General features: G+C 63.6%; 18 protein-coding genes. 12 read left to right on the forward strand and 6 right to left on the reverse strand.

Annotated elements, in window-relative coordinates; genetic code table 11:
* The first annotated feature begins 8 nt into the window (after positions 1-8).
* Positions 9-368, forward strand: coding sequence for a hypothetical protein (locus ACFCW2_RS07740; protein WP_379545396.1), 360 nt, complete (start codon positions 9-11; stop codon positions 366-368).
* On the opposite strand, the gene ACFCW2_RS07745 is transcribed toward ACFCW2_RS07740, so the two are convergent.
* Positions 341-1,573 carry a serpin family protein gene (locus ACFCW2_RS07745; RefSeq protein ID WP_379545398.1) on the reverse strand — a complete coding sequence of 411 codons (1,233 nt, stop codon included), beginning with the start codon at positions 1,571-1,573 and terminating at the stop codon, positions 341-343. The genes ACFCW2_RS07740 and ACFCW2_RS07745 overlap by 28 nt on opposite strands.
* A gap of 62 nt (positions 1,574-1,635) precedes the next feature.
* On the reverse strand, positions 1,636-3,144 hold the full coding sequence (locus ACFCW2_RS07750; RefSeq protein WP_379545400.1) for a YifB family Mg chelatase-like AAA ATPase: 1,509 nt from the start codon (positions 3,142-3,144) through the stop codon (positions 1,636-1,638).
* A gap of 163 nt (positions 3,145-3,307) precedes the next feature.
* Here ACFCW2_RS07750 and ACFCW2_RS07755 point away from each other — a divergent pair, with 163 nt between their 5' ends.
* The 8 genes from ACFCW2_RS07755 (at position 3,308) to ACFCW2_RS07790 (ending at position 9,437) form a co-directional block, all read left to right on the forward strand.
* Positions 3,308-4,048 carry an alpha/beta hydrolase gene (locus ACFCW2_RS07755; RefSeq protein WP_379545402.1) on the forward strand — a complete coding sequence of 247 codons (741 nt, stop codon included), beginning with the start codon at positions 3,308-3,310 and terminating at the stop codon, positions 4,046-4,048.
* 102 nt (positions 4,049-4,150) lie between these two features.
* The gene (gene rpmH, locus ACFCW2_RS07760) at positions 4,151-4,285 is read left to right on the forward strand and encodes a 50S ribosomal protein L34 (protein ID WP_379545404.1); all 135 of its coding nucleotides are present in this window, start codon (positions 4,151-4,153) and stop codon (positions 4,283-4,285) included.
* 480 nt (positions 4,286-4,765) lie between these two features.
* Entirely contained in the window at positions 4,766-5,131 is a 366-nt protein-coding gene (rnpA, locus tag ACFCW2_RS07765; protein WP_379548948.1) for a ribonuclease P protein component, read from the forward strand.
* A complete protein-coding gene (gene yidD, locus ACFCW2_RS07770) occupies positions 5,128-5,337 on the forward strand; it encodes a membrane protein insertion efficiency factor YidD (RefSeq protein ID WP_379545406.1) in 210 nt (69 codons plus the stop codon). Before rnpA ends, yidD begins: the two co-directional genes overlap by 4 nt.
* 59 nt (positions 5,338-5,396) lie before the next feature.
* On the forward strand, positions 5,397-7,178 hold the full coding sequence (gene yidC, locus ACFCW2_RS07775; RefSeq protein ID WP_379545408.1) for a membrane protein insertase YidC: 1,782 nt from the start codon (positions 5,397-5,399) through the stop codon (positions 7,176-7,178).
* Positions 7,175-7,822 (forward strand): ribosome biogenesis GTP-binding protein YihA/YsxC, encoded by a 648-nt coding sequence (gene yihA / locus ACFCW2_RS07780; RefSeq protein ID WP_379545410.1) that lies wholly within the window; start codon positions 7,175-7,177, stop codon positions 7,820-7,822. Before yidC ends, yihA begins: the two co-directional genes overlap by 4 nt.
* 71 nt (positions 7,823-7,893) lie before the next feature.
* Positions 7,894-8,562: a glutathione S-transferase family protein gene (locus ACFCW2_RS07785; protein ID WP_379545412.1), complete on the forward strand. Its 669-nt coding sequence runs from the start codon at positions 7,894-7,896 to the stop codon at positions 8,560-8,562.
* Positions 8,523-9,437 (forward strand): S1/P1 nuclease, encoded by a 915-nt coding sequence (locus ACFCW2_RS07790; protein WP_379545414.1) that lies wholly within the window; start codon positions 8,523-8,525, stop codon positions 9,435-9,437. Before ACFCW2_RS07785 ends, ACFCW2_RS07790 begins: the two co-directional genes overlap by 40 nt.
* On the opposite strand, the gene ACFCW2_RS07795 is transcribed toward ACFCW2_RS07790, so the two are convergent.
* On the reverse strand, positions 9,434-9,901 hold the full coding sequence (locus ACFCW2_RS07795) for a cupin domain-containing protein (protein WP_379545416.1): 468 nt from the start codon (positions 9,899-9,901) through the stop codon (positions 9,434-9,436). The two genes, ACFCW2_RS07790 and ACFCW2_RS07795, sit on opposite strands and share 4 nt — an antisense overlap.
* 29 nt (positions 9,902-9,930) lie before the next feature.
* Between ACFCW2_RS07795 and dapE the strand changes: the two genes are divergently transcribed.
* The 3 genes from dapE to ACFCW2_RS07810 all read left to right on the forward strand — a co-directional run bounded on the left by dapE (position 9,931) and on the right by ACFCW2_RS07810 (position 13,063).
* Complete coding sequence (gene dapE, locus ACFCW2_RS07800; RefSeq protein ID WP_379545418.1) at positions 9,931-11,067, forward strand: succinyl-diaminopimelate desuccinylase; 1,137 nt, start codon at positions 9,931-9,933, stop codon at positions 11,065-11,067.
* A gap of 262 nt (positions 11,068-11,329) precedes the next feature.
* Positions 11,330-12,568 carry a dicarboxylate/amino acid:cation symporter gene (locus ACFCW2_RS07805; RefSeq protein WP_379545420.1) on the forward strand — a complete coding sequence of 413 codons (1,239 nt, stop codon included), beginning with the start codon at positions 11,330-11,332 and terminating at the stop codon, positions 12,566-12,568.
* Between the two features lie 3 nt (positions 12,569-12,571).
* A complete protein-coding gene (locus tag ACFCW2_RS07810; RefSeq protein WP_379545422.1) occupies positions 12,572-13,063 on the forward strand; it encodes a GNAT family N-acetyltransferase in 492 nt (163 codons plus the stop codon).
* Positions 13,064-13,218: 155 nt separating this feature from the next.
* Here the strand turns inward: ACFCW2_RS07810 and ACFCW2_RS07815 are convergent, their stop codons facing one another.
* From ACFCW2_RS07815 to ACFCW2_RS07825, 3 genes are all read right to left on the reverse strand, one after another.
* Positions 13,219-13,641 (reverse strand): hypothetical protein, encoded by a 423-nt coding sequence (locus ACFCW2_RS07815; RefSeq protein WP_379545424.1) that lies wholly within the window; start codon positions 13,639-13,641, stop codon positions 13,219-13,221.
* A gap of 63 nt (positions 13,642-13,704) precedes the next feature.
* On the reverse strand, positions 13,705-14,376 hold the full coding sequence (nth, locus tag ACFCW2_RS07820) for an endonuclease III (protein WP_379545426.1): 672 nt from the start codon (positions 14,374-14,376) through the stop codon (positions 13,705-13,707).
* 7 nt (positions 14,377-14,383) lie between these two features.
* Positions 14,384-15,574, reverse strand: coding sequence for a M48 family metallopeptidase (locus ACFCW2_RS07825; protein ID WP_379545428.1), 1,191 nt, complete (start codon positions 15,572-15,574; stop codon positions 14,384-14,386).
* Between the last annotated feature and the right edge of the window lie 20 nt (positions 15,575-15,594).

Genomic DNA, 15,594 nt, shown 5'->3' on the forward strand with positions numbered 1-15,594 from the left:
ATCGGCAGATGGCAGACGATGCGGAGCCGCCCGGCAGCAATGTCCAGCGCACACCGGATGGCCGCTACATCATCGTGCGCGGCCGCCTGTGGCGCGCCACCAATCCGAATTTGCCTGAAGAAGAGCGTCAGCGCTGGGTGAACGCCCTGATGGACGCCCGCCGCGCGGTGAAGGCCGCCAAGGCTAGCGGCGACGATGCGGAACTGAAATCCGCCCGCGCACAAGTGCAAGAGGCGAAAGTCGCGTTAGGCGAACGCGGGCCGGTGTGGTGGGACGATGGCGCGCCCGATTACAACCGGAAGATGGTTGAGAACACGCCTTATGCCAGCTGGTGGGCTACTCAGAAATCCTCTTCGAATTCGGGTTGAAACGCCTGAGGGTTGGCAATCCGGCCCACAAACAGCGGCGCGCCGAGCTCAAGATCGCGGATCACAACCATGAACGGTCGGTCCACCCTGAACTCGTAAGGATCCTCCGGCAGTCGCCGAGCCGAAACCGGAATGATCCGCATAATAGTGACCGCAGCGGCTTTGGTGCCGATGTCAAATATCTGCAGTTTCGACAGATGCGTCACCTTGTCGACATAGAGTCGGGATTGGCCCGGCTGAGCCATGGCCGAGAGATCGGCGCGGGCCGGGTCGAAGGGAAGCGTCAGCCCGAGTGAACGAAGTGGACCGATGAGCCCGCTTTCGTAATCGATCTCCATCTGGGGAAGGGCCATTCGCACAACCTGCTTATCCGTCTCCGCCAGCTTCTCCCCGATAGTGGCGATGGTTTCGATATCCGGCGCGCTCTGCATCACAATACGCTTGCGCGGCATGATCACGTCCATGGCATAACGCGGATTCCGGTAAGGCAGCCTCACTGCGATCCAGTCGCCCTGCCGCGCCGTGGCGAGATCGAAGATGTCTGTCATCAGCCTGAAATCACGCTCTTTCCCGTCGCCGAACAGGAAGGGTGCATTTTCGGAACCGTCGAAAGCATTCGCCCACAGCCCGTCGAAATACAGAGCATTGCTGATGAAGGCCGCACCACCGGGATCGACTGCATCGGCGGATATCACCTGCGGGATAAGCCCCTCGGTTGCTTCATCGGCCCATGCGTTGATCCGGTCTGCCGCCGCCTGCTGCTGACTGAAATCGAGCCGCTCTGCCGTTGCATCATAGCGTGCGGCGGCCGCCTCTACGAAGCCCTGTTGAAAGCGCCACTGATCCGATAGCCAAAGCGCGTTGGCGAGCCGCACTTCGACACCGTCGCTGTCGTTTTCGAGTGCCCGCGCCGAAGCAGGTGGCGGCAAGACAGACTGCAATTGCGTCCGCGTCTCGCCCGCACTGCCAAGCGTCAGAATGCCGAATGCCTGCTCGATCGAGGCGGGCGAGAAGAAGACATTCTCCTCTGCTCCGGCATTGGTATCCAAAACCGGCAAAAGCGCCATGGCGCCGTCGCTCGCCACATCGGCGCGGTCCGCTGGATTTGCCACATCGGATGCAGGTGCCGTCTGTGCGGGAACAGTGCCGCACGCCGTCAATGCGACCGAGGCTGACAGAGCGATGATAAGGCTGCGTATTTTCATGAAAACCAAACAAGCAGGGACTTCATCCGGTTCCCACGCCTCCAGTCAGGTTATCGTGTTTGTCACCCCCGCATCGTCATCCGCCGGTAACTCAGCGCCTCGGCGACATGGATGCGGCCAACGTCCTCCACCCCCGCCAGATCGGCGATTGTCCGCGCGACTCTCAGCATCCGTGTGTAGCTCCTCGCTGACAGCCGCATCGTCTCGGCAGCCTGCATCAGCAGCGTGCGGCCGGCCTCGTCGGGGGAGGCGAATTCTTCCAGCGCGTCTCCGTCCAGCTCGGCATTGGTGCGCGCCTTTGACTGGTCGAAACGGGCGGACTGGCGGGCTCTGGCGGCGGTGACGCGGGCGAGCACCTGCGCGCTGCCCTCGGCGGGTGGGGGCAAAGCGAGGTCGGCGGCGCTGACGGGGTCGACATCGACATGCAGGTCGATCCGGTCCAGCATGGGCCCGCTGATCTTGGCCTGATAGTCGACCGCGCAGCGCGGGGCGCGGCTGCAGGCGAGGGCGGCGTCGCCCAGATGGCCGCAGCGGCACGGGTTCATCGCCGCAATTAGCTGGACCCGCGCGGGGAAGCTGACATGGGCATTGGCCCGCGCGACATCGACTTTTCCGGTCTCCAGCGGCTGGCGCAGCGAATCGAGCACCGGGCGCTGAAACTCTGGCAGTTCATCCAGAAACAGCACGCCGAGATGCGCCAGGCTGACTTCGCCGGGGCGCACTTTCAGTCCGCCGCCGGTCAGCGCGGCCATGCTGGCCGAATGGTGCGGCGCACGGAACGGGCGGGCGCGGCTGATCCGTCCGCCCTCCAGCATCCCCGCGACTGATTGCACCATGCTGACCTCCAGCGCCTCTGCCGGGGTGAGCGGCGGCAATATGCCCGGCAGACACGCCGCAAGTAGCGATTTGCCAGCGCCCGGTGGTCCGCTCATCAACAGATTGTGCCCGCCCGCCGCCGCGATTTCGAGCGCACGCTTGGCGGTTTCCTGGCCCTTGACCCGGTTAAGGTCCGGGCCGGGCTCGGGTTTCTCCACCTCGCCCTGTTCCGGCGCGGGCAATTGGCCATGACCCTTCAGATGGTTGAGCAGCGCGGTCAGATCGGGCGCGGCGACCACCGGTACGTCGCTGGCCCAGCGCGCTTCGGACCCTTGCGCGGCGGGGCAGATGAGGCCCAGCTCCGCCTCGTTCGCATGGATCGCGGCGAGCAGCACGCCGGGGCTGGGCACCACGCGGCCATCCAGAGCCAGCTCCCCTACAGCGACATAATCGCCCAATTGCTCGGCATCGGTCACGCCCATCGCTGCCAGCAGTGCCAGCGCAATCGGCAGATCGTAATGGCTGCCTTCCTTGGGCAGATCGGCCGGAGAGAGGTTCACCGTGATCCGCTTGGGTGGAAGAGCGAGGCCCATGGCGGCGAGCGCAGCCTGCACCCGCTCGCGGCTTTCGCCCACCGCCTTGTCCGGCAGGCCGACGACGGAAAAGCGCGGCAGGCCGGGCGCAACCTGGCACTGCACCTCCACCTCGCGGGCCTCCAGCCCCAGATAGGCAACCGTTCTGACAAGTGCGACCACGCGAGCAAACCCCATGCTTTCAGGCGGCGCGGCCCTGCAATGCAGAGGCCACGCCGGTGCGCGATCGAGCGCCCTTAGGACACTATGGTTACGCGCCCGGCAACCATTATCGTTCGCCATTGCGCAAGACGGACGCGCCATTCCGTTTTGCATGCAACGGCTTGTGCCCCTTCTTCTGGCGATCTTCGCGTGTTTCGGTGCCCCGGCAACGGCCCAACAATACGTCATCGTCGAGACCGTGATCATCGAGGAGTGGATTGAGGTCGGCGCCAGCCGTGCAACCCCGTTCCACGCAGCGCCCGCCATGCGCCCGGCGGTTGCCAGCTACGGTTCGTTCCGAGTGCTGGACGATGGCACGGCAGCGCTGGTCGGCACGACCACGGCGGCCAGCCCGGCCAACTTCGCCCGGATGCTGCGCGACTACCCAGGCCTCAAAACGCTCGAGCTGATCGAATGCCCCGGCACGGAAGACGATGTCGCCAATCTGGAAGTGGGCCGGATGATTCGCGAGGCGGGCCTGACCACGCATGTGCCGAACAATGGCTCTGTTCGCTCCGGCGCGGTGGAACTGTTCCTGTCGGGCAAAGAGCGCACGCTGGATGATGGCGCACGCTTCGCGGTGCACAGCTGGATCGATGATCTGGGCCAGCAGGCGGACGATTACGCCGCCGACGCTCCGATCCACGGCGAATATGTCGGCTTCTATCAGGAAATGGGCTTTAGCGCCGAGGACGCGCGGGCGTTTTACGACATGACCAATTCCGTGCCGCATGATACCGCGCTGTGGCTGAGTGCGCAGGATATGCGCGGCTGGATCGGGCAGGATGCACCGGCAGCGGAAGACGCGGTTTCGGTCGCTGCGCCCAAGCTGGCTTATCTTGACTTCGACGGCGCCAGCTTCTAATCGCGCGGTTCAATACGGCGGTCGCCTGTGCAGGGCGGCCCTTTTTATTGGCGCACTGATTCGGTTCAGGCACCGCAAGACATTCAATCTAAGGACTTCGCCATGAAGCGGACATTCCAGCCCAGCAATCTCGTTCGCGCCCGTCGCCACGGCTTCTTCGCGCGCAAGGCAACCGTCGGTGGCCGCAAGGTCCTCCGCGCACGCCGTCGTCGCGGCCGTAAGAAGCTCAGCGCGTAATTTGTCTTAGCCTCAGGCGCCGGCGGTCGCATCCGCTCCCTTAGGCTAACGCGCCATAAGGCGCGGCGGGCGGTCGCCCTTGCGGGACCATTCGGTCCCGAACCATTCCAGGCCATTGGGTTATCTTCGAGAAGCGCCCCCTTCTCTCACACCCGTTCGCCCTGAGCCTGTCGGAAGCGAAGCTGGCCTTAGCCAACGGCCGCACTTTCTTCTGCGATGTGGTTCCAGAAAAAGAACGATCCTTCGACAGGCTCAGGATGAGCGGGTTTTGGGGTGTAGTTCCTCGATAAAGCGCGAGCACGGTCCGCGACCAGCGGACCGCAAGGCCACGCGGCCGCCCCGCAGGTGCTCGACCTAAAAGGTCGAAACAGCACCGAGGACGCGCGCCCGGATGGGCGTGCGCAAATCAAAAGACTCCGCTACACAGCTACCGTGACCGAAACCGCCACCCAGCCACTTTCCACCCAGCCCCTCTCCACCATGCGCAAGCGTGCCGACTTTCTCGCGGCGAATCGCGGTATCAGGGTCGCGCGGCCCGGCTTCGTTCTGCTCGCCCATCCCAACAAGGGCGCGGGCAAGCGGTTCGGGATCACCATCACCAAGAAGGTCGGCAATGCTGTGGTGCGCAACCGGATGAAGCGGCGATTTCGAGAATTGCTGCGCGATGCCTTGCCCAGCGAGGGTCTGCCCGATCACGATCATGTGCTGATTGGCCGCGATCAGGGGATCGAGCGGGAATTTACCGCCTTGCGAAGCGAGCTCAGTGCAGCATTGGAGCGCGCCCGTAATGGCAAGGGCGACCCTCGCAGAGGTCGCGGACGGCCTGGCAAGAGGTCTCGAAAATGAAGCGCGTCCTGATCCTCATCGCGCGCGGTTGGCAGCTTGGCCCCAGCCGGATTTTGCCGCCATCATGCCGCTATCAGCCCAGCTGCAGCGCCTTTGCGATAGAGGCGCTGGAGAAGCATGGTGCACTCAGGGGTGGATGGATGGCGCTCAAGCGTATAATGCGCTGCCACCCGTGGGGTGGGCACGGCTATGATCCTGTGCCCTGACGCCCCGCGACACATCATTCTGGCACGCATCCTACAAGCGCAAGACGGACACACTTCCCTTGGATAACAATCGCAATTTGCTTTTCGCCGTCGTGCTGTGCGCGGTCCTGCTGATCGGGTGGGATGCGGGGGTCAAATATCTGTATCCGCAGCCGGAAACCCCGGTAGAGGCGGTCGAGCCTGACGCGGCTGCAGCGACAGCCACTGCTCCCGGCGCGGAAGCCATCGATCGCGGAGCGGCAGCGCCCGCTGGCCCGGTCGATCTGGCGGAGGCACTGGCCAGCGAGCAGCGTGTGCGGATCGACGCACCGCGCGTGGAAGGCTCCATCAATCTGATCGGCGCGCGAATCGACGATATCGAGCTGAAGGACCACCGCGCGACGGTGGACGAGGATAGCGGGCCGGTGCAGCTGTTCGCGCCGCAGGGCACGGCGGGCCAGCATTTCGCCCAGTTCGGCTGGGTGGGTGAAGGCGCAGCTCTGCCCGATGCCAAAACCGTGTGGCAGGCCGATGGCGAGGCGCTGACCCCCCAGACACCGGTCACGCTGGCCTATGACAATGGCGAAGGGCAGCAATTCCGCATCAAGCTGTCGATTGACGAGAATTACATGATCGTCGCCGAGCAGACGGCTGCCAACACCGGCAGCGGCCCGATTGTGGCGCGGCCGTTTGCCACCGTCACGCGGACCAATGCCGGGGCCAGCCTCGACACATGGCTCGCCCATTCCGGCCCCATGGGCGCATTTGGTGACAGCGCCGAATACGGCCCCGACTACGATGATCTGGCCGAAGAAGGCGTAGCCAATCCCGAAGGCGGCCGCACGCACTGGATCGGCTTTTCGGATATTTACTGGCTCAGCGCGCTGGTCCCGCAGGCAGGCTCCGATCCGCAATCCGCTTTCCGCGCGATGAGCGACAGCGTGTTCCGTGCCGACGTGATCTACCAGCCCGCCACCATCGGCGCAGGCCGCCAAGTTACGCGCACGACGCAGCTCTTTGCCGGCGCGAAGGAAAGCCAACTGCTCGACGCCTACGAAGACACCGGCATCGAGAAATTCGGCCTCGCCATCGACTGGGGCTGGTTCCGCTGGTTTGAAAAGCCGCTGCTGTGGCTGCTGCGGAGCATCTTCGAACTGGTCGGCAATTTCGGCGTGGCGATCATTCTGCTGACGGTGATCGTGCGCGGCCTGATGTTCCCCATCGCGCAAAAGGGCTTTGCCAGCATGGCCGCGATGAAGGCCATCCAGCCCAAGATGAAGGTCATTCAGGACCGCTACAAGGACGACAAGCCGAAGCAGCAGCAGGAAATGAGCAAGCTGTTCAAGGACGAGGGCGTCAATCCGCTGGCCGGTTGTCTGCCCATGCTGCTGCAGATTCCGGTGTTCTTCGCGCTGTACAAGGTGCTGATCCTGGCGATCGAAATGCGTCACCAGCCCTTTATCCTGTGGATCAAGGATCTCAGCGCACCCGATCCGGCGATGATCTTGAATCTGTTCGGCCTGCTGCCATTCACGCCGCCCAGCTTCCTCGGCATCGGGGTGCTCGCGGTGCTGCTCGGCTTCACCATGTGGCTGACATTCCAGATGAACCCGGTGACCGATCCCGTGCAGCGGCAGATCTTCAACATCATGCCATGGGTGCTGATGTTCGTGATGGCCCCGTTCGCCGCGGGTCTGCTGATCTACTGGAACACCTCCAACATCCTGACGCTGGCGCAGCAGAAATATCTCTATTCCAAGCATCCGCAGCTAAAGGCGGCGGCAGAGAAAGAGCGGCTGGAGAAGGAACGCGATAAGGCGAAGGCAAAGGAAGCAGCGGACGCCGGGGAAAAGGGCGCGTGATCGGCTCGCCCGAGACGCCTGAGGAAATCGCCGCCGCCAAGCTGTTTTCGGGCCGGGTTGATTTCCTGTTGTCCGCACCGCAGCTGAAATTCTTGCCCGAGCCGACTGTGCCCGAAATCGCCTTTTGCGGGCGCAGCAATGTCGGCAAGAGCTCGCTCCTCAACGCGTTGACGGGCCGCAAATCCATTGCCCGCGCCTCGGTCACGCCGGGCCGGACACAGGAATTGAATTTCTTCGAAGTAGGTGATCCGCTGCAATTCCGGCTGGTTGATATGCCCGGCTACGGTTTTGCCAAGGCGCCGCTGGCGGTGGTCGAGAAGTGGAAGAAGCTGGTTCGCACCTTTCTGCGCGGGCGGCCGGTGCTGGCGCGGACGTTGGTGCTGGTTGATAGCCGTCACGGGCTAAAAGACGTCGACCGCGACATGATGAAGATGCTCGACGAGGCTGCTGTCGGTTACCGCATCGTTCTGACCAAGGCGGACAAGATCAAGGCCAGCGCGCTGGATGCCGTCACCGCCAAGGTGGCCGAGGAAGCACGCAAGCACCCGGCGGCCTATCCCGAAATGCATGTCACCAGCGCGGAAAAAGGCATGGGCATCGCCGCCCTGCGCGCCGCCGTGGTGGCGGATGCGCTGAACGGTTGATCCATTCAGGCTCGACAGGAAATTGCTGAACGGCTAGCCCCTGCCGCAACTGGCGTAAGGTGGAACGACGCATGAAACTCATCATCGGCAACAAGAACTATTCCAGCTGGAGCCTGCGCGCATGGCTGGCGGCCAAGCAGTCGGGCCTGTCGTTCGAGGAAATCCTCGTGCCGTTGTTCGGCGAGCAGTGGGAACAGGCCAAGCAGGACGATAGCGGCCTCTCGCCCAGCCACGGCAAGGTGCCGATCCTGTGGGACGAGGAAACCGTGGTGTGGGACAGTCTCGCCATCATGGAATATCTGTCCGACAAGGTCGGGCGCGACCGGTTCTGGCCCAAGGATGACACCGCGCGCGGCATGGCCCGGGCGATGGTGGCGGAAATGCATTCCAGCTACGGATCCTTGCGCAGCGAATGCCCGATGAATGTGCGCAAGCGGTTTCAGGGCGCGCAGATCAGCGAGGCGACGCGGCAGGATGTCGTGCGTATTCTGGGCCTGTGGGCAGAGGCGCGGGCGCGCTTTGGCGCTGGCGGGCCGTTCCTGTTCGGCACCTTTGGCGCGGCGGATATTTTCTACGCGCCCGTGGTTAGCCGCTTCCTGACGTACGGTTTTCAGGTCCCCGGTTTTGCCGAGGGGTATATGCAAGCGGTGTGGGAACACGAATGGCTGGCCGAATGGATCGCCGCTGCGGAGGACGAAGAATGGGTGCTGGAACAATACGACAGCATCGCCGCCGAATAGCCGCAACTTTCGCGGGCGCCTGTGCGGTCTTGCTGGCGCTGGTGCAGGCCGCCCCCGCGCAGGCGTGGGGCTTCTACGCGCACGGCGTGACGGGCGAAATCGCTCTGGCCAACATTACGCCGGAAAGCCGCCGGGCGATGAACCGCCTGTTCGCTGCAGAGGCGCTGCTGGGCACGCCCGACTGCGCGCTGTCCACCATCACCGAGGCGAGCGTCTGGCCGGATTGCGTGCGCCGCGATTACTGGCGCTGGGGCTACACCGCTGCGTGGCATTATCAGACCGAGCCGATCACCGAAGAATATGACGCGCGCAAGAACTGTGGCGGCGGATCATGCGTCAGCGCACAGATTAGCCGCAATCACCGCATTCTGGCCGATGAGAGCCTGCCTGCGAATGTGCGGCTGGAGGCACTGGCCTTCATGGTGCATTTCGCGGGCGATATTCACATGCCGCTGCATTCCGGCGATCTGGGCGACCGGGGCGGGAATGACCGCACGGCATCCTATGGCATCGTGCCGGGCATGAACCTGCACTGGATCTGGGACGGCCCGCTGGCCGAACGCGCGATCACCGCCGCGCGGCCTGCGCTGGTGCGGCGCTATTCTGCTGCGGAACGGGCCGAGCTGGGAACCGGCGGTCCCGCTGACTGGGGCCGCGAAAGCTGGCAGATTGCGCGCGACTTTATTTATCCGAGGGCCTTCGGCTGCGACCCGTGTGAGGGCGATCTGCCGGAGGAAACCGCTCTGACGCAGGAGGATATTGCCGCATCCATCCCGATTGCCGAGCGCCGGGTGACACAGGCGGGCCTGCGCATCGCGCGCTTGCTGGACGAGGCGTTCGCCCCGGGCCCTCTGCCGGAGCCTGAGCGCCGTTAGGGTATCCGCTCCGCGTCATACCGAGTGCCGTCCTTGCGGGCGTAACCGTCCGCGTCGAACACCATGTCGATATCGGGATACTCGCCCGAATCCCTCTCGCGCGGACCGGCGCTGATGGCGACAAACACGCAGGGCGCGCCGGAGCGGTTATGCAGCCGGTGGCCGTTTTCTTCGCCTGCCGGGAAGGCCAGCACATCGCCGGGGCCGACCGGTGTCTCTCCGCCATCCTCGATCAGCACGGCCTCGCCCGAGAGCATCACCACCAGCTCGTCCTGCCCGCGGTGCCAGTGCCGCTGCGAGGAATAGGCACCAGGCTCCAGTGTCACATGGCTCGCGCCCAGTTTGGTGAGGCCCGCAGGCGGCGCTAGGCGGCGATACCAGCGCCCCTCAACATCCGCATCGAACGGCGGCGGATAGCCTGTCGCATTGGTTTTTTCGATTTCGTTCAAATCGATCTTTGGCATGATCGCAGCCTCCTGATAGCGAGGCAAATATGTCCCAAGCACTCAACCTTGCCAAGCGCCTGATGGCCGCGCCCAGTGTCACCCCGGCCACTGGCAGCGTGTTCGATGAAATGCAGGCCATGCTGGAGCCGCTGGGCTTTGCGGTGCACCGCTTCACGCGTGGGCAGGGGGCGAAGGGCACGCCGGAAGCTCCGGTCGAGAACCTGTTTGCGATCCGGCGCGGGCCGCAAGGATCGAAGCATTTCAGCTTTGCCGGGCATCTGGATGTGGTGCCGCCCGGTTCGGGCTGGGCGAGCGAAGCATTCGCGCCTGAAGTGAGGGGCGACCTGCTTTACGGGCGGGGCGCGGTGGACATGAAGGGCTCTATCGCCTGCATGGTCGATGCGGTTGCTCATGTCCCCGCCGAGGCTGGCACGATCAGTTTCATCATCACAGGCGACGAGGAAGGCCCCGCGCTGCACGGCACCCGCGCCCTGATCGACTACATGCGCGAGGTGGGCGAGCAGCCCGATTTGTGCCTTGTCGGCGAGCCGACCAGCGTGAACCGGCTGGGCGATATGATGAAGATCGGTCGGCGCGGCTCGGTCAATATCTGGCTGGAGGTCGAGGGCAGCCAGGGCCACGTCGCTTATCCGCATCTGGCCGACAATCCGATCCCCAAGCTGGTGGCGATGCTGGCCGAGCTGGATGCGCTGGTGCTGGACGAGGGCACCGACTGGTTCCAGCCGAGCAATCTGGAGATCACCGATCTGGAAGTGGGCAATATGGCCCACAATGTGATTCCCGCGAAGGCCGAGGCGCGCATTTCCATCCGCTTCAACGACCAGCATTCGGGCGCGTCTCTCTCCGAAAAGGTCGGCGCTATTGCGCGCAAACACGGCGGCGTGGCGAAGCCGATTATCTCCGGCGAACCGTTCCTGACCCCGCCGGGCGAGTTTTCGGATATCATTGCCGCTGCGGTGGAAGCGGAAACGGGTAGTGCGCCCGAGGCCTCCACCACCGGCGGGACATCGGATGCGCGGTTCCTGCGCGCTGTGTGCCCGGTGATCGAATTCGGGCTGGTCAACGCCACCATGCACAAGACGGACGAGGCTGTCGCGGTGGCCGATCTCGACGTGCTGGCGCGGATTTACCGGCGCATCGCGGAAGCGGCGCTCTCCAACTAACATGACCCGTCACCCCGGACCTGATCCGGGGCCCAGCTAACTTCTGGCAAGGCGCGGTGCCTCAAACAAGCGGGACCCCGGATCAGGTCCGGGGTGACGATTGGGTTTAGATTAGGCGACGATTACGGGGGCATCGGACGTATTGAACGCTTGACCTGAACACGCGTCATTGCGAGCGTAGCGCGGCAATCCATGGGCCTGCGCTCTGGATTGCCGCGTCGCCTGCGGCTCCTCGCAATGACGATGGTTTGGGGGATTGGACTTGCTTCGCACTTGGTTTGAAATTCCGCTGTGGCAGCGGGTTGTCACCGCGCTCATCCTCGGCATCCTGACCGGCTGGGCCTGGGGGCCGGAGGCGGAAAGTATCAAGTGGATCGGCGACTTCTTCATCAAGTCGATCAAGATGCTGGTCGTCCCGCTGATCTTCTTCAGCCTGGTAGCCGGCGTCGCCGCGATTGGCGATTTGCGCAAGCTGGGCGCGGTCGGCGGGCGTGCCATGCTGCTGTTCGTCATTACCGGCCAGATTGCGGTGTGGATGGGCCTGACCATGGGGACGATCTTCGCCCCCGGTGCGGGCGTGGATGTCAGCGCAATCAGCAAGGGCGAAACGCCCGAGCCCAATGAAACCACCGCCGTGGACATGATCCTCTCGATCATCCCCGAAAGCCCGGTGCAGGTGATGGCCGATGCGCAGGTTCTGCCGCTGATCGTCTTCGCGCTGCTGATCGGGATCGGCATATTGATGGCGGAGAAGGACGGAGAGCCGGTCAAGAAGATCTTCGATAGCGGCGCGATCATCATGCAGAAGGTGACCCTGATCGTGATGGAACTCACCCCCTTCGGCGTCTTCGCGCTGATGGCATGGGTGGCCGGCACGCTGGGGCTGGATGCGCTGGTCAGCCTCGCCCAGCTGGTCGGCCTCAATTATCTCGGCTGCCTTCTGATCATCTTCGTGATGTATTCCTCGCTGATCAAATTTGTCGCGAAGCTGCCGGTCCGGCATTTCTTCCGCGGGATCGTGGACGCCATGGCGGTGAGCTATTCCACCGCCAGTTCCAACGCGACGTTGCCCGTGACGCTGCGCTGCACCCAGCGCAATCTGGGGGTCAGCCCGTCAGTCAGCAGCTTCGTCGTGTCACTGGGCGCGACGATCAACATGAACGGCACGGCGATGTATCTGGGCCTCGCCACGCTGTTCGGCGCGCAGATTTTTGGGGTCGATCTGACCTGGGGCGACTACTTCCTGATCTCGATCCTCGCCACGCTGGCGGCCATCGGCGCGGCGGGCATTCCCGGCGCAGGGCTGATCATGATGGCGCTGGTGTTCGGCGCGGTGGGCGTGCCGCTGGAAACCATCGCCTTCGTCGCAGGCGTGGACCGGATCATGGACATGATGCGCACCACCACCAATGTCAGCGGAGACGCCGCAATTGCGACCACGGTGGCGGTGATGGTGGGCGAGATCGACCGCGAGGAAATGATCAGCGCGGATGATGTTTAGAGTATGTCGGAGTTAGAGATCGTCCCTTACGGCGCGGAGCACCGCGACGCTCTGTTACACATAACCGAGGAGGCTTGGGGGCCTGTCTTTGCGCAAAGCGAAACACAGCTTCCACAGTTTGTGCTTCGTGCCTTTTTTCCCAATGGGTGGATGCCGCGCCAGAAATCGGACGTATCGGCTTTGCTCGAAACGGAGGCTGACCTGTTTTGGGTCGCCACGTCACATGGCAGAGTCGCCGGTTTCGTCGGGATTCGCATTCACGCCGAAGATTCGATGGGTGAAATCCACATCATCGCCGTTTCGCCCGGTGCGCAGCGCGCAGGAGTTGCACGCGCACTGATCGACCACTCGGAAGCGGTCGTGCAGGAGCGCGGCATGTCAATGATGATGGTCGAGACGATCGGCGATGAAGGCCATGCGCCAGCTCGAAAAACTTATGAATCCATGGGCTACCAGCAATGGCCTGTGGCGCGGTATTTCAAGCCGTTGGATTGATCGCCAACCAGCTGGATTGATTGGAATCCTGCCCAAGCTCACCGGATCACGCCGCAATGTTTGTGCCGCTAAGCGCTAAATGCCTGCTGGCGCATGATCCAGCGGACGAAGCCGGATGGGCCCTTGTCTTGGCAGGGTAGGCTTGCGCTCGCCGCTCAGCCCTCATCCTCCTCCACCAGTTCCACCGGCACGAATTCGCCCAGTCCGCAGCCTGCGCCGCGTTGCACTCCGCCGCCGATGCGGTCGAGCACGTAGATGATGTCCGGGCTGCACAACTGGCCGCCGCGCACGTCGTAGGAAATTGCTTCCTCGAAGCCCAGTCGTGGGCAGCGGCGGGGCAGCGTGTTGCGGTAGATGTCGCCGCCGGTCAGCACGAAATCGATGGTCCGGTCATCATGCACGCGGGTTGAGCGGATGCGGCTGTGGTTGAGGCAGCTGACCGGCTCGCCCACCACGCGCGCTGCCGGGGCGTCGCTGACGAAATCGGTATCTTCCTCATAAGCCGCACAGGCCGCAACCAGCGGCAGCGCGGCCAGCGGGACGAGCGGGCGAAGAATGGAGCGGGACTTGTGCGACATTGGGGATGACATAGTGCGCGACCTCCTGTGATGCAGGGGCGCAGCATACCATAATGCGGCGGTTCAGCCTGCCTTTTTCAAACTCTTCGCGGCCCCGCGCGGTTCCGTTACTTTCTTGCGGAAGCTGCACAGATCCACCAGCCCGCAGCGCCAGCACTCCGGCGTGCGGGCTTTGCAGACATAGCGGCCGTGCAGGATCAGCCAGTGATGGGCGTGCAGGCGGAAGGGCCCGGGCACGCGCTTTTCCAGCTTGGCCTCGACGCTTTCGGGCGTCTTGCCCTTGGCCAGACCGGTGCGATTGCCGACCCGCAGGATGTGTGTGTCGACCGCGAAGGTCTCCTGTTTGAACCAGCAATTGAGCACGACATTGGCCGTCTTGCGGCCCACGCCCGGCAGGCGCACCAGATCATCGCGCGTGTCCGGAACCTCGCCGCCATATTCGTCCACCAGCAGCTGGCTGAGCAGGATGACGTTCTTGGCCTTGGAGTTGAACAGGCCGATCGTCTTGATGTGCTCCTTCAGTCCGTCCTCGCCCAGATCGAGCATCTGCTGCGGCGTCGTGACTTTCTCGAACAGCGCACGGGTCGCCTTGTTTACCCCGACATCGGTCGCCTGTGCCGAAAGAGCGACGGCCACGACCAGCTGGTAGGCATTGCCATATTCCAGCTCGGTCTCCGGCTCGGGATTGTCCTCCGCCAGCCGCCGGAAAAACTCGAAGATCTGGTCCTTGGTCATTCGGGGGTCATTCGGCAGGGGCGGACGGGCCGGCCTCTTGAAGGTTTGCCGCCTTCCACTCCATCGCCCTCAGAATGCGGTTCTCGACCGACGGGTGCGTGTAGAAGATCATTTCCTCCAGCGCGCCGGGGCGGGGGTAGCGGTATTCTGCCGTCTTGATCAGCGCGCCTGCCAGCGCATCGGGCAGGCCCACGGTTTCCAGCGAATAGGCATCGGCCTCCGCCTCTCCCACACGGGTCAGCGTGTTGGTAATCGGGCTCGCCAGCGTCGCCAGTGCGCCCGCAACGAAGGCCAGCACCGGCAGGCCGCGAATATCGTCAATCGGTGCTTTGCTACCGAAAAGGCGCGCGGCGGCGGGATAGAGTTTTGCTGTCAGGAAAAGCACGAGGATTGCCGTGCCGCTGAGCACCAGAACCGAGCGCCAGACATGGCCCAGCACATAATGCCCGATCTCGTGGCCGGTCACCGCCTTGACCTCGTCCAGCGAAGCCTCGCCCAGCGCCACATCACTGATGGCGATCCGCGCGCTGCCGCCAATGCCGGAGACGTTGGCGGTGAAATTGTTGGACTGGCGCGAACCGTCAAACACGAAGATGCGGTCCTCCGGAATGTCCGCTTCCTCCGCCATGGCCAGCACGGCGTCGCGCACTTCGCCTTCGGGAATCGGCTGGAAGTCATTGAACAGCGGTTCGATCACTATGGGCGAGAGCAGCAGGACAAAGGCGAGGAAGCCGACCACCAGCGCGCCGCTCCACGCCCACCACAACCGCGCCGTGCGGCGGATCAGCGCGTACAGCGCGAGTAGGAACAGCGCGCCGATGATGGTGGAAATGACCATGCCGATCCCACCTTGCGCGAGGTAATCGCCGAGCGGCTGGCTGGTGCGATCATATTGGGTTTCGCGGTACCAGTCGGTGTAGATCGACCACGGCAGCGAAATGAGCGCGCTGACCACCAGATAGGTGGCCGCCACCGCCAAGGTCCGCAGCCAGAGGGCGCGCGATTCCAATTTGGCGAAAACTTTGTCCAACACGCCGCTTTTGATCACCAGCCACGCGATCACGGCAGAGACCACAATGCCCCAAAGCAGCAACCAGTGATTGCCGGTCGTATACGCTTCGGACTTGGCCAGCGCTTCCGCGCCCAGCCCGTCGATAAGGCTGCGCGTCGCAGCTTGGGGATCGAATGTTATTGCCATGGAGTTATACCTTTGAACCG

Source organism: Qipengyuania algicola (assembly GCF_042492175.1).
Lineage (GTDB): Bacteria > Pseudomonadota > Alphaproteobacteria > Sphingomonadales > Sphingomonadaceae > CAJXSN01.